Source organism: Oryzihumus sp. JJN4-3R, from assembly GCF_057747915.1.
The window spans coordinates 407,857-429,419 of record NZ_CM173229.1 but is presented as its reverse complement, the minus strand read 5'-3'; the positions used below and the strand labels follow the sequence as shown (position 1 = coordinate 429,419).

General features: G+C 73.3%; 17 protein-coding genes and 1 tRNA gene. 9 read left to right on the top strand and 9 right to left on the bottom strand.

The features are described 5' to 3' along the window. Positions 1–122: 122 nt before the first annotated feature. The 6 genes from AC3ANM_RS01865 to AC3ANM_RS01840 are packed head-to-tail and all read right to left on the bottom strand — an operon-like array spanning position 123 to position 9,574. On the bottom strand, positions 123–1,253 hold the full coding sequence (locus tag AC3ANM_RS01865) for a uroporphyrinogen-III synthase (protein WP_488286444.1): 1,131 nt from the start codon (positions 1,251–1,253) through the stop codon (positions 123–125). A gap of 22 nt (positions 1,254–1,275) precedes the next feature. Next, positions 1,276–1,740, bottom strand: a complete 465-nt coding sequence (gene nirD, locus AC3ANM_RS01860) for a nitrite reductase small subunit NirD (protein WP_488286443.1) — start codon at positions 1,738–1,740, stop codon at positions 1,276–1,278. Then, the gene (gene nirB / locus AC3ANM_RS01855) at positions 1,737–4,319 is read right to left on the bottom strand and encodes a nitrite reductase large subunit NirB (protein WP_488286442.1); all 2,583 of its coding nucleotides are present in this window, start codon (positions 4,317–4,319) and stop codon (positions 1,737–1,739) included. Before nirB ends, nirD begins: the two co-directional genes overlap by 4 nt. Before the next feature lie 10 nt (positions 4,320–4,329). Continuing rightward, entirely contained in the window at positions 4,330–6,000 is a 1,671-nt protein-coding gene (locus tag AC3ANM_RS01850; protein WP_488286441.1) for an FAD-dependent oxidoreductase, read from the bottom strand. Then, positions 5,997–8,156: a molybdopterin oxidoreductase family protein gene (locus tag AC3ANM_RS01845; protein WP_488286440.1), complete on the bottom strand. Its 2,160-nt coding sequence runs from the start codon at positions 8,154–8,156 to the stop codon at positions 5,997–5,999. Before AC3ANM_RS01845 ends, AC3ANM_RS01850 begins: the two co-directional genes overlap by 4 nt. A 5-nt stretch (positions 8,157–8,161) precedes the next feature. Further along, positions 8,162–9,574 carry an MFS transporter gene (locus AC3ANM_RS01840; protein ID WP_488286439.1) on the bottom strand — a complete coding sequence of 471 codons (1,413 nt, stop codon included), beginning with the start codon at positions 9,572–9,574 and terminating at the stop codon, positions 8,162–8,164. 277 nt (positions 9,575–9,851) lie between these two features. On the opposite strand from AC3ANM_RS01840, the gene AC3ANM_RS01835 reads away from it, so the two are divergent. Both AC3ANM_RS01835 and AC3ANM_RS01830 read left to right on the top strand, forming a co-directional pair. Next, positions 9,852–10,964 (top strand): TIGR03118 family protein, encoded by a 1,113-nt coding sequence (locus tag AC3ANM_RS01835; protein WP_488286438.1) that lies wholly within the window; start codon positions 9,852–9,854, stop codon positions 10,962–10,964. Positions 10,965–11,279: 315 nt separating this feature from the next. Further along, complete coding sequence (locus AC3ANM_RS01830) at positions 11,280–11,609, top strand: putative quinol monooxygenase (RefSeq protein WP_488286437.1); 330 nt, start codon at positions 11,280–11,282, stop codon at positions 11,607–11,609. Positions 11,610–11,819: 210 nt separating this feature from the next. On the opposite strand, the gene AC3ANM_RS01825 is transcribed toward AC3ANM_RS01830, so the two are convergent. The 3 genes from AC3ANM_RS01825 to AC3ANM_RS01815 form a co-directional block, all read right to left on the bottom strand. Continuing rightward, the gene (locus AC3ANM_RS01825; RefSeq protein WP_488286436.1) at positions 11,820–12,767 is read right to left on the bottom strand and encodes a cupredoxin domain-containing protein; all 948 of its coding nucleotides are present in this window, start codon (positions 12,765–12,767) and stop codon (positions 11,820–11,822) included. 407 nt (positions 12,768–13,174) lie between these two features. Continuing rightward, complete coding sequence (locus AC3ANM_RS01820; protein WP_488286435.1) at positions 13,175–13,819, bottom strand: fasciclin domain-containing protein; 645 nt, start codon at positions 13,817–13,819, stop codon at positions 13,175–13,177. A 183-nt stretch (positions 13,820–14,002) separates the two neighbouring features. Beyond that, positions 14,003–15,694: a DUF2142 domain-containing protein gene (locus AC3ANM_RS01815; RefSeq protein ID WP_488286434.1), complete on the bottom strand. Its 1,692-nt coding sequence runs from the start codon at positions 15,692–15,694 to the stop codon at positions 14,003–14,005. 72 nt (positions 15,695–15,766) lie between these two features. On the opposite strand from AC3ANM_RS01815, the gene AC3ANM_RS01810 reads away from it, so the two are divergent. The 7 genes from AC3ANM_RS01810 to thrS all read left to right on the top strand — a co-directional run bounded on the left by AC3ANM_RS01810 (position 15,767) and on the right by thrS (position 21,498). After that, positions 15,767–16,912, top strand: a complete 1,146-nt coding sequence (locus AC3ANM_RS01810) for a chorismate-binding protein (protein ID WP_488286433.1) — start codon at positions 15,767–15,769, stop codon at positions 16,910–16,912. Continuing rightward, positions 16,909–17,751 (top strand): aminotransferase class IV, encoded by an 843-nt coding sequence (locus AC3ANM_RS01805; RefSeq protein ID WP_488286432.1) that lies wholly within the window; start codon positions 16,909–16,911, stop codon positions 17,749–17,751. The genes AC3ANM_RS01810 and AC3ANM_RS01805 overlap by 4 nt, the downstream gene beginning before the upstream one ends. Next, the gene (locus AC3ANM_RS01800) at positions 17,748–18,227 is read left to right on the top strand and encodes a GNAT family N-acetyltransferase (protein WP_488286431.1); all 480 of its coding nucleotides are present in this window, start codon (positions 17,748–17,750) and stop codon (positions 18,225–18,227) included. The genes AC3ANM_RS01805 and AC3ANM_RS01800 overlap by 4 nt, the downstream gene beginning before the upstream one ends. Continuing rightward, entirely contained in the window at positions 18,224–18,670 is a 447-nt protein-coding gene (locus tag AC3ANM_RS01795; RefSeq protein ID WP_488286430.1) for a TIGR02611 family protein, read from the top strand. Before AC3ANM_RS01800 ends, AC3ANM_RS01795 begins: the two co-directional genes overlap by 4 nt. A gap of 162 nt (positions 18,671–18,832) precedes the next feature. Further along, positions 18,833–18,909, top strand: a tRNA-Val gene (locus AC3ANM_RS01790). 94 nt (positions 18,910–19,003) lie between these two features. After that, the gene (locus tag AC3ANM_RS01785; RefSeq protein WP_488286429.1) at positions 19,004–19,402 is read left to right on the top strand and encodes a hypothetical protein; all 399 of its coding nucleotides are present in this window, start codon (positions 19,004–19,006) and stop codon (positions 19,400–19,402) included. 92 nt (positions 19,403–19,494) lie between these two features. After that, on the top strand, positions 19,495–21,498 hold the full coding sequence (gene thrS / locus AC3ANM_RS01780; RefSeq protein ID WP_488286428.1) for a threonine--tRNA ligase: 2,004 nt from the start codon (positions 19,495–19,497) through the stop codon (positions 21,496–21,498). The last annotated feature ends 65 nt before the right edge of the window (positions 21,499–21,563 follow it).

Genomic DNA, 21,563 nt, shown 5'->3' with positions numbered 1-21,563 from the left:
GGGGAGGGGACGCAGGGCCGGCTACGTCGGCGCGGCTCCCCCGGGTGGTCATCGGTGGTCTCTCGGCCCGCCGGGAGCCTTGCGGGACGGGCGCTGCACCCGCCGGCGCGGCTCGCCGCAGCTCAGTCGCCGCCCGGGTGCGCCACCGCGAGCCGGTAGCCGCGTTTGACCACCGTCTGCACCAGGGAGCGGTCACCGCAGGCCTCGCGCAGCCGGGCGATCGCGACCTCCGCCGTGTGCGGGTCGCGGGAGTCGCCGGGCAGCACGTCGAGCACCTGGTCGCGGGTCACCACCCCGCCGTGCGCGGTCGCCAGCAGTCGCAGCACGGCCAGCCCGCTGGGCGAGACCGGCAGCACGTGACCGTCGAGCAGGGCCACGGTGCTGCGCACCTGCAGCATCCCCGAGGTGGTGCACATCGCCTGGCTCTGGGCCGCCTCGAAGTGCCCGACGAGGGTGCGCACCAACGCCCCGAGCCGCCCCCGCTCGGGCACGAGAGGCTGTATGCCGTGCGCCACCAGCGGCCGCGCGGTGATGGGGCCGACGGCGGCGGCGACCATCGTGCCGGCGCCGAACCGGCGCACGAGCGCCCCGGCCACGCCGGCGGCCTCGGCGGCCTCGAGCCAGGCCCGGGCGCCGGGCGCCGAGGTGAAGACCACCGCGTCGATCTCGCCGGCGGCGGCTGCGGTCACCGAGGCCGCCAGCGCGGCCGGGTCCGGTGGAGGTCCCCAGCGATAGACCACCAGGCTCACCACGTCGGCCCCGGCGGCGGCGAGCTCGGCGTCCAGCCCGTCCGCCCCCGCGCCGTGGTGCTGGACGGCGATGCGCTGACCGGCGACCCCGTCGGTGAGCAGGGTCTGCAGGATCTCGGCGGAGGTCTCCGACTCCGCGACCCAGTCAGCCTGCAGGCCGGCCGCCTGGATCGCGCCGCAGGCCTTGGGGCCGCGGGCGACGACTCGACAGCCCGCGAGCACGGCCAGCAGCTCGTCGGCAAGGCCGGCCGCGTCGGCCGCCTCGACCCAGCCGCGCAGACCGATACCCGTGGTGACCACCACCGTGTCCGGGGGGTGGCGCAGCAGGAGCCGGGTGTCGCGCAGCAGCTCCTCGTCGTGCTGGTGCGGCACGATGCTCAGCGCCGGCGCGTGGCGCACGCTCGCACCCCGACGGGACAGGGCGGAGGCGAGCTCGCTGCTGCGCCGGTCCGCGGTGACGAGGACGACGCAGCCGGCCATCACCTGCCCCAGGTGGGTGCTCATGCCGTCGCGCGGGGCGACGTCGTCATGCCGCCCTCGTCGGGTCGGCCTGCGTGAGGCCGACGAGAACCACACCGGACCACACCATCACCGGCCAGGTCCGCAGCGCGACCGGCTCGCGGCCCACCGGGTCCAGGCAGCGGCCGGTGCGCAGGTCGAACACCTGCTTGTACATCGGCGAAGCCACCGTCGGCGTCTCGCCACGGGAGCCGACGATGCCGCGCGACATCACGTGGGCCCCGCAGTAGGGGTCGCACTGCTGCACGGCGTGGACCCGGTCGTCGTGGGTGCGGAACAGCGCCACCTGCTCCCCGCCGACCAGGGCCGCGGCGCCGCGCTCCACCGGCAGGTCGTGCAGGTGGCACACCCGCTCCCACCGGAGGCCGGCTCCGGCGCGGTCGTGCACCGCGCGGGCGAGCTCGGCGCGCAGCTCCGCCTCGATCCCGGTGGTGAGCCCGGCGGCGAGCTCGGTGGGCATCTCGGTGGTCATCGGCGAACCTCCAGTGTCGTGCCGGCGATGAGGGTCCCGCTGCGCCGCTCCTCGGCGGTGGCGGGCCGGGCCTGGCCGCGCTCGCTCACGTAGGCGAGCGAGGTGTCGGGCTGCCCCGGGGCGTTGACGAACGAACCGAAGCGGCGCAGCTTCTCGGGGTCGGCCAGCACCCCGGCCCACTCGTCCTCGTAGGAGTCGACGTGGGTGGCCATGGCGGCGTCGAGGTCCGCGGCGATGCCGAGGCTGTCCTCCAGCACCACAGACCGCACCGCAGCCAGACCACCGTCGACCTCCTCCAGCCACGCGGCCGTGCGCTGCAGCCTGTCGGCGGTGCGGATGTAGTACATGAGGAACCGGTCGATGGTGCGCACCAGGGTCTGCGTGTCCAGGTCCTCGGCGAGCAGCACGGCGTGCCGGGGCGTGAAGCCGCCGTTGCCCCCGACATACAGGTTCCACCCGTTGTCCGTGGCGATCACGCCGACGTCCTTGCCCCGGGCCTCGGCGCACTCCCGCGCGCAGCCGGAGACGCCGAGCTTGAGCTTGTGCGGTGACCGGAGCCCGCGGTAGCGCAGCTCCAGGGCGATGGCCAGGCCGACCGAGTCCTGCACGCCGTAGCGGCACCACGTCGAGCCGACGCAGGACTTCACGGTGCGCAACGACTTGCCGTAGGCGTGGCCGGACTCGAACCCGGCGTCGACCAGCCGTTTCCACACCAAGGGCAGCTGCTCGATCCGCACGCCGAACAGGTCGATCCGCTGGCCGCCGGTGATCTTGGTGTAGAGGCCGAACTCCTGGGCGACCTGCCCGATGGTGATGAGCCCCTCGGGGGTGATCTCGCCCCCGGGGATGCGTGGCACGACCGAGTAGGAGCCGTCCTTCTGCAGGTTGGCCATCACGTGGTCGTTGGTGTCCTGCAGCGCGGCGCGCTCGCCCTCGAGGATGTGCCCGGTGCCGAGTGAGGCGAGGATCGAGCCGATGACGGGCTTGCAGATGTCGCAGCCCCGGCCGCGGCCGTGCCGCGCGATGATCTCGCTGAACGTGCGCAGGCCCGTGACCCGCACGGCGTCGAACAGCTGCGCGCGGGAGAGGTCGAAGTGCTCGCACAGGGCGTTGCTGACGGTCACGCCGGCGCTCTCCAGCTCGGCGGTGACGAGCCGCTTGACCAGGGGCAGGCACGAGCCGCAGCTGGACCCGGCCCGCGTGCAGGCCTTGACGGCCGCGACGTCCGTGCAGCCGGAGTCGGTGACGGCACCACGGACCTGGCCAGCGCTGACGTTGTTGCACGAGCACACCGTCGCCTCGTCGGGCAGGTCGCCGCCCGACTCCGGGGCTGCTCCCTCGGGCAGCAGGTATGCCGCGGGGTCGGCTCCCAGGGGCCGGCCCAGCATCGGGCGCAACGCGGCGTAGGCGCTCGCGTCCCCGACGAGGACCCCGCCGAGCAGGACGCGGGCGTCGTCGCTGACGACCAGCTTCTTGTAGACCGAGGCCAACGGGCCGGCGTAGACGACCTCGAGCGCCCCTGGCGTGGTGGCGAACGCGTCGCCGAAGGACGCGACGTCGACGCCGAGCAGCTTGAGCTTGGTGGAGGTGTCCGCCCCGGGGAACGTCGCCCAGCCGCCGAGCAGCCGGTCGGCCACCACCTCGGCCATCGCGTAGCCGGGGGCGACCAGCCCCAGGGTGCGGCCCTCGATGCAGGCGACCTCGCCCACGGCGGAGACGGCCGGGTCGGCGGTCCGGCAGCCCGTGTCCACGACGACGCCACCGCGCTCGCCGACCGCCAGGCCCGCTTCGCGGGCGAGCTCGTCCCGCGGGCGCACCCCGGCCGCGAGGACCACGACGTCGACCTCGATCGGCTCACCCTCGGCAAACGTCATCCGCGCCACCCGGCCATCCGCGCCGGCGGTGATCGCCTCCGTGGCCGTGGCCGTTCGCACGTCGATGCCCAGGCTCTCGATGATGCGGCGCAGCGCCTGGCCACCCCCGTCGTCCACCTGGACGGCCATGAGCCGTGGCGCGAACTCGACGACCGTGCTGTGGGCGCCCATGGACTGCAAGGCCCCCGCGGCCTCGAGCCCGAGCAGGCCCCCGCCGACGACCGCGCCGCGGACCTGCCGGCCCGAGCGGGCCGCGCACCCGCGGACCCACGCGCGGAGGGTGTCGACGTCCTCGAGGGTCCGGTAGACGAACACGCCCGGCAGGTCGGCCCCGGGGACGGGCGGCACGAAGGCCGACGACCCGGTGGCGAGCACGAGCTCGTCGTAGTCGAGCAGGCGCCCGGTGCTGGTGCGCACCGTCCGGGCCGCCCGGTCGACGGCCACGGCGGCCTCGCCGAGGGCGAGCTCGACCAGCGGGTCCTCCCACAGCGCCGGGTCGCCGAGGGCGAGGCCCCGGGCGTCGCGCCCGGAGAAGAAGCTGGTCAGGGCGACCCGGTCGTAGGGCGGGTGCGCCTCGTCGCAGAGGACGGTCACCCGCCACGTCCCGGAGGTGTCGCGCTGGCGCAGGGCCTCGACGAGGCGGTGGGCCACCATGCCGCCGCCGACGACGAGGAGGTGGCGTGGATTCTGGGACGTCTGGGCCATGGCGCTGAACCTAGGAAGCCCGGATTTCCTGGGTGTGCGGGTCGTGTTTCCCGCTCGTAAAACGGGATTCACCACTCTCGTCCCCTCCGTGTGAGGCCGTCACGTCCCCCTGTCCGCCGACTGTCGGGTCGGTGTCGGGGGTGGCCTCGCCGGGCTCGTGGCCCAGACGGTCGAGCAGGCGGCAGAGGTCGTCGGCACAGCCACCGCAACCCGTGGTCGCCCGCGTGGCGCGGGCGAGCGCCTCGACGGTGGTGGCACCCCGGGCGTGGTGGGCGACGAGGTCAGCCTTGCTCACGCCGTTGCACCGGCACACGGTGGCGTCATCCGGCAGCGCCGCCGGGTCGGTGGGAGCAGTCGGGGTCGCGCCGGCCAGGGCCGGCAGCAGCAGGTATGCCGGGTCGGCGGGGACGGGGATGCGTCGGGTGTACGCCGAGACGAGGTCGGCGCCCACGTCGGGGGCGCCGACGCAGGTTGCGCCGACCAGGAGGCCGCCGGCGACGACGACCTCCACGTGGCGGCCGCGATCCGCATCGCTGAGCCGCACCACGCGCTGGGCGGGGTCGTCGGCCCGCACGGTGCCGCAGACGCCCATGGTCACGACGTCGATGCCCCGGGCCTTCAGCCGGACGACGTCATGGCTCCGAGAGTTGCCCGGAGCGCTGTCCTGAGCGGTGCCCGGCACGCCGGCCTTGCCCCGCCGCGTGACTCGGTCGGCAGTGACGGCGGGCGGGTTCTGCTCCGGCGGGGTCTCGCTGCCGGTCAGGGTCGCAGCCAGCCGACGGGACTGGTCCCAGCCCTGTGCCACGAGGCCGGTGCCGCCCTCCGGCGGCTGGGCGCAGTCACCGAGCGCGAACACCCTCCGGTCGTCGGGGCTCGCGAGCCGCTCGTCCACCACGACGCCCCGGTCCGTGCGGAGGCCGGCGCCCACGGCGAGGGCGGTCTCGGGGACGGTGCCCGTCGTCAGCACCAGGAGATCGGTGTCGAGCACCTCGCCGTCGGCAAGGCGCAGGCCGGTGATCCGGCCGTCGCGCACCAGCACGGCCGCGGCGCCGACGCCCACCCGGTGCGCGATGCCCATCCGGGCCATCGCCTGCTCGACCACGCGGCTGGCGGCCCCGTCGAGCTGGCGGTCCATGAGGGCCGCCCCCGGGTGCACGACCGTGACCGCCACGCCGCGCCGGGCCAGACCACAGGCGGCCTCCAGCCCGAGCACCCCGGCGCCGAGCACCACCGCCCGCCGGGCGTTCAGCGTGGCCGCGACGATCTCCCGGGCATCGTCGATGCTGCGCAGGGTGTGGACGCCACCGGGCAGGGCGCCGGGGTCCGTGCCCAGCCCCGGCAGCGCCGGCAGACGGGCCGAGGCTCCCGTCGCCAGCACCACGAAGTCGTAGCGGTGCCGTGTGCCGTCGGAGCACTCCACGACGCGGTCCGCCCGGTCCAGCCGCACTGCCGCGGCACCGCGGCGCACCGACAGCCGAGGGTCCACCGGGGTCGGCAAGGTCAGTGACGCGAGGTCGTAGCCGCCCGAGACCACCTCGCTGAGCAGCACACGGTTGTAGGGCTCGCAGCCCTCGGCTCCGAGCACCGTGACCCGGAAGCGGCCGCCCGAGTCAGCGGCCAGCAGGTCCTCCACGAAACGGGCGCCGACCATCCCGTTGCCGACGACGACCAGCCGGGTCATGCGCTCTGCTCGATCCGTCCGGGGACGCCCACCTCTTGGGGGGCACGCAGCGGGATCACCTGCACCGCGCAGACCTTGAACTCGGGCATCCCCGAGACGGGGTCGGTGGCGTCGCTGGTGACCCGGTTCACGCTGCCTTCACCGCCCCAGTGGAAGGGCATGAAGACCGTGTCGGGCCGGACCCGGTCGGTGACACGCGCCGGGGCCGTGACGGCGCCACGACGGCTCACCAGGCGCAGGGCGTCGCCGTCGCAGACCCCGAGGCGCTCGGCCAGGAGCGGGTGCACCTGCACGTGGGGCCCGGGGGCGGCGGAGGCCAGCTCGGGCACCCGCCGGGTCTGGGCCCCGGACTGGTACTGCTGCAGCACCCGGCCCGTGACGAGGTAGGTGGGCGCATCCGCGCGGACGTCGTCCGCGGGGCCGAGGTGGTCCACCGGCACGAGACGAGCCCGGCCGTCCTGGGTGGGGAAGCCGTCGAGGAAGAGCCTCGGCGTGCCGGGGTGCGCCTGGTCAGGCCCCGGGATGGCAGGACACGGCCAGAACAGGTCGTCCTCACGGTCGAGACGGGCATGGCTCAAGCCGCTGTAGTCGGCCCGGCCGCCGGCGCTCGCCGCCGCGAGCTCGTCGAAGACCTCCGCGGGGTCAGTGCTCCAGGTGCCGGGGGAGCCCAGGCGCGCGGCGAGCTCGGCCCAGACCCACAGCTCGGAACGGACGCCCGCCGGTGGCTGGACCGCTCGGCGACGCCGGATGACCCGCCCTTCCAGCGAGGTCATCGTGCCCTCCTCCTCGGCCCACTGGGTCACGGGCAGCACGACGTCGGCGAGCCGGGCCGTCTCGGAGGGGACGAGGTCGCACACGACCAGCAGGTCCAGCGCGGCCAGGCGCTCGCGGACGGCCGTCGCGTTCGGTGCACTGACGACCGGGTTGGCACCGTGCACCAGCAGCGCCCTGGGCCCGCCGGGCATGCCGAGGGTGCCCAGCAGCTCGACGGCCGGCTTGCCCTTGCCGGGCAGCGACTCCGGGGCCACACCCCAGACGCCGGCGACATGGGCCCGCCCGGCCGGGTCGTCGATCATGCGGTAGCCGGGCAGCTGGTCGGCCTTCTGGCCGTGCTCCCGGCCACCCTGCCCGTTGCCCTGGCCGGTCAGGGCGCCGTAGCCGTTTCCCCTGCGCCCGGGCAGCCCGAGGGCCAGGGCGAGGTTGATCGCCGCGCTCACCGTGGCGGTGCCCTGCCGGGACTGCTCGACCCCGCGACCGGTGAGGACGAACGCTCCCGCGCCGCCCTGGGACGGGCTCGCAGCGGCCAGGACCCGTGCGGCGCGCCGGAGGAGCTCTGCGGGGATGCCGCACACCTGCTCTGCCCGCTCCGGCCACCATGCGGCCACCGCCCGGCGCACCTGCTCGAGCCCGGTGGTCCGCGCCGTCAGGTATGCCGTGTCCGTGAGGCGCTCGGCCAGCAGGACGTGGAGCAGGGCCAGGAGGACGACGAGGTCGGTGCCGGGGACGGGTTGCAGGTGCATCCCCTCGCCGTCGCCGGCGAGCTCGACCGTGGCGCTGCGCCGGGGGTCGACCACGAGGAGGCCTCCGCGTGAGCGGACCCCAGCGAGGTGGACGACCGCGGGCGGCATCGTCTCGGCGAGGTTGCTGCCGAGCAGCAGCACGGCCTGCGCGCCGCGGAGGTCGGTGAGGGGGAACGGCAGCCCCCGGTCCACCCCGAGGGAGCGGTTGGCCGCGGCTGCCGCGCTCGACATGCAGAACCGGCCGTTGTAGTCGATGTTGGCGGTGCCCAGTGCCACCCGCGCGAACTTCCCCAGCTGGTAGGCCTTCTCGTTGGTCAGCCCACCGCCGCCGAAGACCGCGACGGCGTCCGCCCCGTCGCACCGGCGGATGCTGCGCAGCCGGTCGGCCACGAGGTCGAGGGCCGCGTCCCAGGAGGTCGGCACCAGGTCGCCGCGAGCGTCCCGCACCAGCGGTTCCGTCAGCCGGTCCGGGGTGGTGAGCAGGGAGGCCGACGTCCAGCCCTTCTGGCACAGGCCACCCCGGTTCGTCGGGAAGTCCCGGCCCTGCACCTCGACCCCACCCATGCCAGAGGGGGTGGGGTCCAGTGCCATGGCGCACTGCAGGGCGCAGTACGGGCAGTGCGTCGCTGCGGCCATGATGCTCAGACGCCCTGCTCGGCGAGCCGCGAGCCGCGGCGGGCGTACACGGCATACGTCGTCACGGCCAGCACCACGTAGGCGGCCACGAAGACCCACAGGGCCGGTACGAGCGAGCCGAAGGACGCGGTGGCCGTGGCGAACCCCCGGGGGATGAGGAAGCCACCGAAGGCCCCGACCGCGCCGGCGATCCCGAGGCATCCCGCCGCGGCCTTGCGGGCCGCGGCCAGGCCGTCCGGGTCGGAGACGCCGGCGCGGAAGACCGCCGGGATCATGCGATACGTGGCGCCGTTGCCCAGGCCGGAGCCGGTGAACAGCACCATGAACGCGGTGAAGAACAGCACGAAGCTGTGCTGGTGGAGACCGGCCACGGCCGCCACGGCGCCGCCGGCCAGGACGGCCAGCGACCCGAGGGTGATCCGCGCGCCGCCCCAGCGATCGGCGAGGATGCCCCCGAGCGGCCGCGTCAGCGCGCCGACGAGTGCCCCGAGGAACGCGATGGACGTAGTCACCTCGGGGAACTGGCTCCTGAGCAGCGTCGGGAACGCGCCCGAGTAGCCGATGAACGAGCCGAAGGTGCCGATGTAGAGGAGGGAGATGACCCAGGTGTGCCGGCTGCGGGCCGCGACGGCGAAGCTGCGGTAGTCGGCGCGCACGCTGGTGAGGTTGTCCATGAAGCGCCACGCCAGGGCAGCGGCCAGCAGCGCCAGCGGGATGAACACCAGCCCCGCTCGCTCGAGGTGGACCCCGGCGCCGGCCGTGACGATCGCGGGGACCGCCAGCTGGACCAGGCCGGTGCCGAGGTTGCCACCGGCGGCGTTGAGGCCCAGCGCGCGGCCCTTCTCCGCCTCCGGGAAGAAGAACGAGATGTTGGTCATCGACGAGGCGAAGTTGCCGCCGCCCACGCCGGCCAGGGCGGCGAGCAGCAGGAGCACCCCGAAGGAGGTCTGCGGCCGGGTGACCGCCACGGCCAGCGCGGCGGCGGGCAGGACCAGCAGCAGCGCGGAGAAGACCGTCCAGTTGCGGCCGCCGAACCGGGGCACCGCGAAGGTGTACGGGATCCGCAGCGTGGCCCCGACGAGGCTGGGCACCGCGATCAGCCAGAACTGCTGGTCGAGGGTGAGGGCGAACCCGGCCGCGGGCAGCTGGGGCACGACGACGCTCCACAGCGCCCAGACGCAGAAGCCGAGCAGCTCGGCATACACCGACAGCGCCAGGTTGCGGTGGGCGACCCGGCGGCCGCCGCCGCGCCAGAAGGTGCGGTCCTCGGGGTCCCAGTGGTCGATCCACCGGCCGGTGCGGTGCCGCGGCGGGTCGGGAGGTGGCGCCGTGGCCGTTGTCGTCGTGGCGGTTGTCGTCGTGGCCGTTGGCGTTGTGGCCGTGGGGGCGGTGGCCGGCTCGCGGACGGGAGCGGACATGGGGGCTCCTTCAGAGGTCATGACTCGGCGCGGGACTGGGCCCACGTGCCATGGGCTGGTGGTGCCAGAAGGCTCGTGGGCCGGTGTTTCCGCAGTGCGCGACTGCCGTGAAGGGTCTGTAACGCCTGGCTCTCAGCCGGGTCGGCAGCCGTGTGAGGAGCGAGCGGGTCCACGCTGGCCCAGCGGTGAACCTGAGGCGCGCCGGCCCCGTGGACCCTTGTATGGCGTCGCGTCGCCAGAAGGGTGGCGCGCACCTCCCGGTCTCGAGGGAGGCCTCATGTCTGAGCAGCACCGGACCCGGCGAGGGCCCGTCCCGATCACCCGCCTGCTGGCTGTTGTCGGCTCGTCCGCGCTGGCCCTCTCCGTGGCAGCCGCGCCCGCCGGAGCCGCCACGGGCCAGTCCGCGTCACCGCGGGTCCGCCAGGTCAACCTGGTCTCCGACATCCCCGGGATGGCCCGGATCACCGACCGGAACCTGGTCAACGCGTGGGGCCTGTCGGCCGGGCCGACCACGCCCCTGTGGGTGTCCGACAACGGCGCCGACAAGGCCACGGTCTACACCGGCGCGCTGCCGGGACACCCGCTGGCCAAGGTCCCGCTGGTGGTGTCGATCCCCGGGGGTGCGCCGACCGGCAACCTGTTCAACCCCACCACCGGCTTCGTGCTCTCCAGCGGCGGGAAGACCGGCGCGGCCCGGTTCATCTTCGCCGGGGAGAACGGTGACGTGAGTGCGTGGAACCTCACCGGCAACACCGCCCAGGCGGTCCGGGTGGCCCACACCGGCGGCGCTGTGTACAAGGGGATCGCCCTGCTGCAGCGCAGCAGCGGCCCGGTGCTGCTCCTGGCGGACTTCCACGACAACCGCATCGACGTGTTCAATAGCTCCTTCCACCGCCTCGGCGCGGGTCAGGGGTTCACGTCCACCCGCGTGCCGGCCGGGTACGCACCGTTCAACGTCGCCGTCATCGGTGGCTGGGTCTACGTCAGCTACGCCAAGCAGGACAGCGCCCGCCACGACGACGTCGCCGGTGCCGGTCACGGTTTCGTCAACGTCTTCGACCGCTCCGGTCGGTTCGTGCGCCAGCTCGTCCGCGGCGGGGTGCTGGACTCCCCGTGGGGGATGACCCTTGCACCGCACGGCTTCGGCTCGCTGGCCGGGGACCTGCTCATCGGCAACTTCGGCGACGGGCGCATCCACGCCGTCGACCCGGGCACAGGGCACCTGATGGCCACGCTGCGCGCGGCGTCGGGCGCTCCGCTGAGCATCGACGGCCTCTGGGGGCTGTTGCCCGCCAACGGGACCGCCGGTCCCACCGGTGACGTGTGGTTCAGCGCGGGACCGGGCGGTGAGGCCCACGGCCTGCTCGGCCTGCTGCACGCCCTTCGGTGACGGCACGCGCCATCCGGCGCACCGACAGGGGGACCCCGGGACCCCGGTCCGCCAAGGACCGGGGTCCCCGCTGTGGCGCCGCGCCGGGATCCACCGGGTTGGTCCTGGGCCAGCCCTCGGCCGAGGTCCCGAGGTCGAGTGGCGTGTTCCGTCGGGGAAGGGATGCCCACGGTCCTTGGGGTGGCTGGGTGCCGGGATCCGCAGGAGGATGCGGTCCTCGGCGGCGGCCTTCCCGGCCTTCCCGGCCGTCTCGGCCATCCGGACGTGACGGCCCGGCTGTCGCCGGGTCCGACCCCCCGAGCCCCAGGAGGAGCGTTGATCTTCATCACGGCCAAGTTCCAGGTCAGGCCCGAGCACGCCGAAGCCTGGCCGCAGATCTCCCGGGCCTTCACGGAGGCGACCCGCGGCGAGGAGGGCTGCCTCTGGTTTGACTGGTCCCGCAGCCTGGACGACCCCACCGAGTACGTCCTCGTCGAGGCCTTCCGGGACGACGCCGCCGGGGCGGCGCACGTGCAGAGCGAGCACTTCACCCGGGCGACCGCGGAGCTGCCCGCCTACCTGGTGAGCACGCCCCGGATCGTCAACGTCACCACCCCCGGCACGGAATGGTCCGAGCTGGGCGAGATGGCTGTCGCGGACGACTGAGCGTCACCCACTGAGCGTCACCGACCGCGCGGCGCGAACGGCCTACCGCGGCCCCGCGAGGGTCCCCACGCCATCGCCGGAGGACGCAGGACGGGGTCCCGGTCCTGATGGACCGGGACCCCGCGGATGCAGCCGGCTCCATGCCGGCGGCGAGGGGGACGCCTTGTCCTGCATCACCTCCGGGTCGTGGTGCCGTGGGTCATCGAGTGCCTACTTGGTCACCGTGACGGTGCCGACCATGCCCAGGAAGTCGTGCAGGGCGCAGATGTAGGGGTAGCGACCTGCCTTGGTGAAGGTCACCGTGAAGGTGTGGCCCGGCAGCAGGATCCCGGAGCTGAGCTGGCCCCCGGCGAAGTGCGTCGGGTCGCCCAGCGGGGCGAAGATGTTCGCCGGCTCGGTGCCGAAGGTCACCGTGTGCGGTGCGGCCATGCCGGTGTTCCTGAACGTCACTCGCTGCCCGACGTGGACCGTGACGCGCTGGTCGATGAACCGCATCACCATGGCGATGCCGTCGTCGGCCCCGGCGTAGACGTTGTGGTTGTTGGCCTTCTGCGCGGTCTTCTGCCACAGGTGCATGCCGTCACTGATGTCCGCAGCCTTCTTCTTGGCTGCCTGCCGGTTGTAGTCGGCCTGGGTGAACGGGTACTTCGTGCCCGCCGCGCGGACGTGGACGGTGCCCTTCATCATCTTTCCGTGCACGAGGCACCAGTAGGTGAAGTTGCCGGTCTTGGGGAACTTCAGCGTGTAGGTCATGTGCACGGGGAAGCCGGCGGCTGCGCCCTCGTCGGACAGGAGCCCCGAGTTGTAGTACGAGTGGCCGTCGTAGCTCGTGCCGCCCTGGGGCAGCAGGTGCATGGGGTTGAACGGGTCGAACTCAGGCAGGCTCGTGCCCGACTTGAGGAACGTGACGGTGTGGATCTCGCCGGCCCGCACGGTCCACAGGATGCTGTCACCCGCGTTGATCCAGACGGTGCCGGGCATGAACGCCATCGTCTGGATGGCGTCGTCGGGGGTCTCGGCCGCGACGTTGACCCGCCACGTGCGTGCCGTGGACGACGAGCTGGCGCTCGCCGGCGCGGTGAACGCCAGGGCGAGGATGACGGCGCACGCTGCGGCGATCAACAGTCGCAGGCGCTTGAAGGAGCGGTGGTCGCTCATGATGGTGGTGCCTCCCAGGATCGACGATTCGCCCGTCCGGCGGACGGGCCGGGGGGAGGAGGCTCCCGCCAGCGGACTCGCGGCGTGTCCCGGGTCAGCGGCCGCTCGGGGACGGAGGCTGCCGGCGAGGGTCATCCGGCCCGATCGTGTCCCCGTGGCAGGGGCGGGCGAATCGGCCAAAGGGGCGAGCGATGACGCAGTGCGGCCACGCCCGTGAGCACGCATGGCGACCGAGGCCCGGGGGTGTGCCGTGGCCTGGCCACGCACGGGCGCCCCCGGACCGCGAAGCGGCCCGGGGGTCCCTTGCGTGGGCGGCCCGTCACCCCTGAACCGGGCCGCCCGGTGGACACCAGCCGGTTGACACGAGCCGGCCGACGACCAGGCGAAAGGCAGGTGTCAGGCGGGCGTCAGAGGTCGGCCGGGCGAAGCACCAGGCTGATGCCGTGGGCGATCTGCTTGTTGCCCTTGTTGATGTCGGGGGCCACGACCCGGGGGTTGCGGTCGTTCGGGTCGTTGTCCTGCAGCCGGATGACCTTGCCATCGACGTCGACGACGATGCTGGCCCCGGGCAGGGCTGTGGCCAGACGGGCACCGTCGGCCTTGCTCGCGGCCCGGGAGTCGATGGTCTTGCCCGGGACGACGTGGTACAGGAGCACCTTCTCGATCGTGCCGACGCCCACCGTGGAAGCGAGCGTTTGGAAGACCTTCCGCTCGCTGTCCTGCCATTGACCGGTGAGGTCCTTGGCGAGGATGCGGAAGGCCTGGTCGTCGGGCACGAACGCCGTCAGCGCCGTGTTGCCGTCGGTCAGGACGCCGACCGGGCTCTTCGGGTTGGCCTTGAGGACGGCGAGCACCGCCTCGGTGACGATGTCGTAGTCGTGCCAGTTGTGGTCGAAGGTGTTCCCGTCGGACGTCAGCACCGCGGCCAGGCTCCGGGTGCCCGTGGGGGTGCCGTGGTTGCCGTCGGCCGAGGCCGCGTTGGCGAGGGGGACGGCGGCGGCGCTGGCCAGGGCCGTGGCCGCCAGGATGCTGCTGATTCGGCGGAGCTTCATCAGGAAAGTCCTCTCTGGTCCGGTGACCGGTCCGGGGGCGACCGGTCCAGAGGCACTTCGGCGCAGGTCGGGCCGCGGATTCCCGAGGAGGCCGGCTTGTCTCACCCAGTGGTCATGGTGCGTTGGAAGCGCCCGATCCGAGCGCCCAGCGCCGGGCGGTGCGTCAGGGGGCCGGTGAGGGCGTCAGGAGACCGTGACGTAGGTCAGCAGCACGAACTTGACCAGGGCCACCACCGGCGCGAGCGTCACGGCCACGGCGATGGTGGCGACCACCCGGCGCCGCGTCCCGGGCACGCTGACGTCGAGGCGGAGAGGCACGTAGGCCAACGCCACGAGCGCCGCGAGGAGGGCCAGCGGGACGAAGTAGCGGCCCTGGACGCCCTGGATCTCGAACAGGCCCACCGGGTCGAAGGCCACGTAGAGGGCGCCGAACACGGCGCCGACCGCGGCGACGAGGACGACCGTGCTGACGGCCAGGCGCAGCCGCCCTGGCCGAAGCCGGCCCACCAGGCCCGTGGCGAGCAGGAGTGCGACCACGCTGAGCACGGCGGCCAGGGCGGACCCCTGCACGTTGTAGCCGGTCTGCGAGAACAGCTCCTCGATGAGGCGCCAGCCGTAGTCGGCCGCCGTCCGCACCAGGATCCTGGCAAGCTGCCCCGGGTGCCCGAGGAGGTACTGCACCTGGTCGCCGGGACGCACGGAGTTCTCCTGGCCCCGCCCGCGGACCAGTCCCATCCCGTTGCCCGTGCCCGAGGACAGCCCCGCCCACAGGGCCGTGAGCGCCAGCGAAACCACGGTGGTCACCACGGCCGCCACCACTGCGACGACCCGTCGTCCGCGGGCTCCGGCGGCCGGTGCAGCCTCCGCCGTGCCGGCTCCGGCCTGAGCAGTCGCGCCCGGGTGGCCCGTTGTGGCGGCCGGATCCCCGCTGCCGGCGTCCACCGGACCCGGGTCGCCGGACTTCGGCCCACCGCGGTGGCTTTCGAGCCCGCGCGCGGTGTCGGTCCCGTCGCGGTCGGGGTCGCGGCGACGGGTCAGGGCCAGCGCGGCCGGCGGCACGAGGAAGAGCAGCGGCAGCAGGGTCACGTAGGTGGGCTTGAGCAGGGGCAGCACCACGGCCGCGGCCAGCAGCGTCCAGGTCTCCCACGCCATCAGCGGTCGTCGCAGGAAGACCCCCTTGGCGACCACCGCCAGGAAGAGGATGCAGACGCCGTTGGTGACCGTGTCGGCCGAGATGACCGAGGCCTGGAAGATCGCCGACGGCAGCGCCGCCACGACGACCACGAGCCACTTGAGCCGGTGACGGCGCAGGACGAGCGCGGCCAGCGTCACCAGGGCCGCGTACGTCAGGACGCCGGCGAGACGCATCGCGAGGATCGCCTGCCCGATCGTGCCGTGGGCGGCCTCGACCACCAGCAGGGCACCCGCGGCCGGCAGGTAGGTCGGCGGGGCGTAGGCCGCCGTGTTGGTGAACCACTTGGTCACCGTGCGCCCCGTGTCCAGCGGCAGGGCCTCGGCCCGGGCGTGTGCCTCCGGCTGCGTGAACAGCGGAGCCCGCTGAGGGTCACGGGCCAGCCGGTGGGGGCCCAGCGCCTGGATGGCGACCACGCTGCTGGGCATCTGCCCGCCGTAGACCGGTGCACCGTTCACGTCGGTCACCTTCAGCGGCTCGAGCTGCCCGTGCGCGACCTGGTAGGCCCGGTAGAAGTGCTGCGGCTCGTCCGGACCCCACATCTTGGGGACCGCGACCGCGAAGAGGCTCCCCGCGACGAGCACGAGCAGGCCGAGCAGGAGCGCGGCCCGGTCCACCCGCCGCCGACGCGGCTCGACGGCGGTGGTGGCTGGGCGCTGCTGCACCAGGACGCTCTCGCTCACAGGGCCTCATCCTCGGCCACCGCACCACCGGCGACAAATCCGCCACCCCGGCCCGTGCCTATGATTCGCCGCGTGGACCTCGCCCGTTTCGCCGACCGGGAGGCTAGGGGAGTCCTCGAGGTGCGTCACGACCTCGCCTGCCTCGACGAGGGCGGCTTCTGGGCCGTGGTCGTGACCTTCGAGGGGGAGGCCACCTGCGTGCGCTTCGCCGAGGTCCGCCCCACCACCGGTATGCCGTGGGCCGCGCCGCCCGTGGGCGGCTCACCAACGCGCCCCTCACCCGCGTCCCCCTCGCCGACGCGCCCCACAGACCCGGGCACCCCGGGTGCGACCTGCCTGCCTGCGCCCTGTCCGCCTGCCCCCTGTCCGCCGGCACCCTGGGCGCCGCTGGAGGGTGAGTGGCACAGCTCCCTGGACGGCGCGGCATACCGGGCCGGGGTCCGTTCGATCCGGCGGCACGTCGCCGCCGGCGAGGTCTACCAGGTCAACCTCTGCCGGGTGATGAGCCACCCGCTGCCGGAGGAGGCCGACCTCGAGGCGCTGGCGGCCCTGCTCGCCGCCGGGAACCCGGCCCCGCACGCCGCGCTCCTGCGCGTGCCCTCGGCGGGGCTGGAGGTGGCCTGCGCCAGCCCCGAGCTGTTCCTGCGCCGCCGCGGGGACCGGCTGGAGTCGCGGCCGATCAAGGGGACGGCGCCGGCCCTGCGGCAGATGCTGGCCAAGGACTACGCCGAGAACGTCATGATCGCCGACCTGGTCCGCAACGACCTCTCCCACGTGTGCCGCGAGGGGACGGTGTGCGTGGACGCCCTGTGCGCCCCCGAGGAGCACCCCGGCCTGACCCACCTGGTCACCACCGTGTCCGGGCAGCTGCGTCCGGGCACGACCTGGGTGGACATCGCCGCGGCGACCCTGCCGCCGGGCTCGGTCTCGGGGGCCCCAAAGTCCTCGGCGCTCGCGGCCATCGACGCCCTCGAGCCGGTGCCGCGCGGGCCCTACTGCGGGGCCATCGGCTGGGTCGACGCCGACCGCGGCGAGGCGGAGCTGGCCGTGGGGATCCGCACCTTCTGGGCCGAGCGCGATCCGGACGGGCGGCGGTGGCTACGGTTCGGCACGGGGGCCGGGATCACCTGGGGGTCCGACCCCGAGCACGAGTGGCAGGAGACGCGGCTCAAAGCCGCTCGCCTCATCGGACTGGCATCTGGAAGGGTCACAGCATGAGCAACGACGTACGCGTGTGGGTGGACGGGCGCCGGGTGGCCCCCGACGCGCCCTCCATCGCCGCCCTCGACCACGGCGTGACCGTCGGTGACGGGGTGTTCGAGACGGCCAAGGTCGCCGACGGCGCCGTCTTCGCCCTGACCCGCCACTCCGCCCGGCTCGACCGGTCGCTGGCGGGTCTGGGCCTGCCGCCGGCCGACCACGCCTTTATCGCCAAGGGCATCGAGGACGTGCTCACCGGTGAGCCGATCGCCTTCGGCCGGCTGCGCTGGAGCGTCACCGGGGGAGCGGGGCCGCTGGGCTCGGACCGGGACGAGTCCGCGCTCACCTACATCGTCACCGCCGGGCCGCAGCCCCTGCCGCCGGCGAGCTGCAAGGTCGTCACGGTGCCGTGGACCCGCAACGAGCGCAGCGCCACGGTGGGGCTGAAGACGACCTCCTACGCGGAGAACGTCGTGGCCTTGGCCTACGCCAAGGAGCGTGGCGGCCTGGAGGCGATCTTCGCCAACACCCGCGGCGAGCTGTGCGAGGGCACCGGGTCCAACATCTTCGTCGTGGTCGGCGGCGAGGTCCTCACCCCGCCGGTGGACTCCGGCCTGCTGCCGGGGATCACCCGGGGCCTGGTCATCGAGTGGTGCCGGGAGGCGGGCATCCCGGTGCGCGAGGCCACCCTGCCGATGTCGGTGCTCGCCGAGGCCGACGAGGTCTTCATCACCTCCTCGACCAAGGACGTCCTGCCGGTCCACGCCGTCGACGACCGCGAGCTGGCGGTCGGTCCGGTCACGACGGCGGCGGCCGAGGTCTTCACCCGCCTCTCCCGTGAGCGGGTCGACCCGTGAGCCTGCGCCTGGACCCGATGACTGGCGCGGAGGTCGACGACTACCGCGTCCGCTCCGAGGAGGGCTACGTGCGCCAGCGCGTCGACCTCGGCGGCGAGGACGAGCGGGACGCGCGGCGCGTCGCGGCCGAGCAGATGGCCGCCTACTTCCCGGGCGGGCACCCGGGGGAGGGGCACCACCTCTTCCTGGCCCGCGACGAGGGCACCGACGAGGTCGTCGGCCACCTCTGGGTGCACGAGCGCCCGCACGCCGCCGGAACCGCCGTGTGGATCTTCGACGTTGAGGTGGCAGAGACGCACCGCGGCCGCGGCCTCGGGCGTGAGCTGATGACTCTCGCCGGGGCGTGGGCCGCCGAGCGCGGCGCCGCCGAGGTGGGGCTCAACGTCTTCGGCGGCAACTCCGTGGCCCGCCGGCTCTACACCTCCCTCGGCTACCAGGAGGCGGCGATCACCATGACGAAGAAGCTGGTGCCGTGACGGAGGACCCGACCCGTGAGGACCAGGACGTGCCGGCACAGACCGAGGAACGCGACTGGGAGTGGCGCCGGCGGATCCGGTCCAACCCGCACACGCACCGCATCTACCGCGTCGTCGTCGCGCTCATCGGCCTGGTCATCACCGTCGGCGGCCTCATCCTGGTCCCGGCCCCCGGCCCGGGGTGGCTCATCGTGCTGCTCGGCCTGGCCGTCCTGGCCTCGGAGTTCGCCTGGGCCCAACGCCTGCTGCACTTCGCGCGCCGCCAGCTCGACGCCTGGACCGACTGGCTCAAGGCCCAGTCGTGGTGGGTCAAGGTGCTGGTCTCCCTCGCGACCCTGGCCCTGCTGCTCGGCCTGGCCTACGGCTACCTGCGCTGGCAGGGGCCGCCCGGCCTGCTGCCGGACAGCTGGGAGCAGTGGCTGAGCAGCACCCTCTCGCTGTGACCGCCGGCCCGGTGCTCGTCCCGGTGCTCACCGTGGTCTTCACGGTGGTGCCTGCGGTCGTGCTCCGACGCCGAGATCCGGCTCCCGGTGGGGCGATTGGTGCCGCGGCACCGGGAGCGGCTATTGTTCCACTCCGTCGAGACGGCCCCGGCCGGATCGCCCGGACGTGTAGCTCAGTTGGTTAGAGCGCTCGCTTCACACGCGAGAGGTCAGGGGTTCGAGTCCCTTCACGTCCACCACCATCACCATCACCCCCAAGGCCACGACCACCCCGGTCGTGGCCTTCGTCGTCCCAGGCCCTCTGCGGCCCGGTTCGGGACTAGCCTGAGCCCCATGAGCGCCGAGCTGCCGCCGCACGTCACCGAGATCCGGATCTACCCGGTCAAGGGGGAGCCGGGGCAGGCGCTGGAGCACGTCGACGTCGAAGCCGAGGGACTGGCCGGCGACCGGCGCAAGAAGGCCGCGCTGCACCTGGTGTCCGTCGCCGAGGACGTGGCCACCCACCCGCGCGCCAACCTCGTCGTGGCCGCGGACACGGCGCTGCTCGAAGCCGCCGTCGGGCGTCGCCTGCGCATCGGTGCTGCCGAGATCGTCGTCACAGGCAAGCCGTCGGGGTGCCCGGGCGTCTACGCCGACGTCGTGGAGCCCGGGGGGCTGCGCGTCGGCGACGTCCTGCTGGAAGTCGGCGCCACCGAGACCGCCGCCACCGAAACTGCTGCGCCGCCTGCCTGAACGGGCCGATAGCATCGACCACACGTCACCGTCGGTGACGTGCCCCGCCGCCCGACCGGACGGCATACCCCGCACACCCTGAGGAGCTCATCGTGTCTGCCGACATCACCGTGGTCATCGCTGGAAGCGAGCGATCGGTCGCGGCGGGCACGACGGCCGCGCAGCTGTTCGAAGGTGACAAGCAGGTGGTCGTCGCCCGCGTCAACGGCGAGCTGCGCGACCTGGCCCACGCCCTGGCCGACGGCGACGCCGTCGAGCCGGTGACCATCGACTCCGAGGACGGCCTCGCCGTCCTGCGCCACTCCGCGGCCCACGTGCTGGCCCAGGCCGTGCAGGAGGTCAACCCCAAGGCCAAGCTGGGGATCGGCCCGCCCATCCGCGACGGCTTCTACTACGACTTCGACGTCGAGGAGCCGTTCACCCCCGAGGACCTCAAGGCCCTCGAGAAGGCCATGCAGCGGATCATCAACGAGGGCCAGACCTTCTCCCGCCGGCCGGTCTCGGACGACGACGCGCGCGCCGAGCTGGCCGACGAGCCCTACAAGCTCGAGCTGATCGGGCTCAAGGGCGGCGCGGCGGAGGCCGCCGAGGGTGCCTCGGCCGAGGTCGGCGCGGGCGAGCTGACCATCTACGACAACCACCGCCGCGACGGGGCGCTGGCCTGGCGCGACCTGTGCCGAGGCCCGCACCTGCCCAACACCAAGATCCTGGGCAACGCGTTCAAGCTGATGCGCTCCTCGGCCGCCTACTGGCGCGGCTCGGAGAAGAACCCGCAGCTGCAGCGCGTCTACGGCACCGCGTGGCCGACCAAGGACGACCTCAAGGCCTACCTCGAGCGGCTCGCCGAGGCGGAGCGCCGTGACCACCGCAAGCTGGGCAGCGAGCTCGACCTGTTCTCCTTCCCCGAGGAGATCGGCTCCGGCCTGCCCGTCTTCCACCCCAAGGGCGGGGTCATCCGCATGGCCATGGAGGACTACTCGCGCCGGCGTCACGAGGAGGCCGGCTACGAGTTCGTCTACAGCCCCCACATCACCAAGGCCAACCTGTTCGAGACCTCCGGGCACCTGGACTGGTACTCCGAGGGCATGTACCCGCCCATGCACCTGGATGAGGAGCGGGACGCCGAGGGCAACGTCCGCAAGCCGGGCCAGGACTACTACCTCAAGCCCATGAACTGCCCGTTCCACTGCCTGATCTTCCGCTCGCGCGGGCGGTCCTACCGCGAGCTGCCGCTGCGGCTGTTCGAGTTCGGCTCGGTCTACCGCTACGAGAAGTCCGGCGTGGTGCACGGCCTGACCCGGGTCCGGGGCATGACGCAGGACGACGCGCACATCTACGTCACCGCCGACCAGGTCGAGGACGAGCTGAAGAAGCTGCTGACCTTCGTCCTGGACCTGCTCAAGGACTACGGCCTCGACGACTTCTACCTCGAGCTGTCCACCAAGGACCCGGAGAAGTACATCGGCGCCGACGAGGTCTGGGAGCAGGCCACCGAGACGCTGCGCAAGGTGGCGGTCGAGTCCGGCCTCGAGCTCGTGGCCGACCCCGGCGGCGCCGCGTTCTACGGCCCCAAGATCTCGGTCCAGGCGCGCGACGCGATCGGGCGCACCTGGCAGATGTCGACGATCCAGCTCGACTTCATGCTGCCCGAGCGGTTCGGCCTGGAGTACCAGGCCGCTGACGGCTCGCGCCAGCGGCCGATCATGATCCACCGGGCACTGTTCGGCTCGATCGAGCGGTTCTTCGGCGTCCTCACCGAGCACTACGCCGGGTCCTTCCCGGCGTGGCTGGCGCCGGTGCAGGTGCTGGGCGTGCCCGTGGCCGACGAGTATGACGACTACGTCCAGTCGGTCCTGGATCGCTTGAAGGAGAAGGGGATCCGCGTCGAGCTCGACGCCTCCGACGACCGCTTCCCGAAGAAGATCCGCAACGCCAGCAAGTCCAAGGTGCCCTACGTGCTCATCGCCGGCGAGGACGACCGCGCCGCCGGTGCGGTGTCGTTCCGCTACCGCGACGGCTCGCAGAAGAACGGCGTGCCCATCGAGGACGCGGTCGCCGAGATCGTCACCGCCGTGCAGACCCGCGCCCAGGTCTGAGACCCGGCCACACGGCATACAGGGGTCGGCCCCGGACACCGGTGGTGTCCGGGGCCGCCATGCTT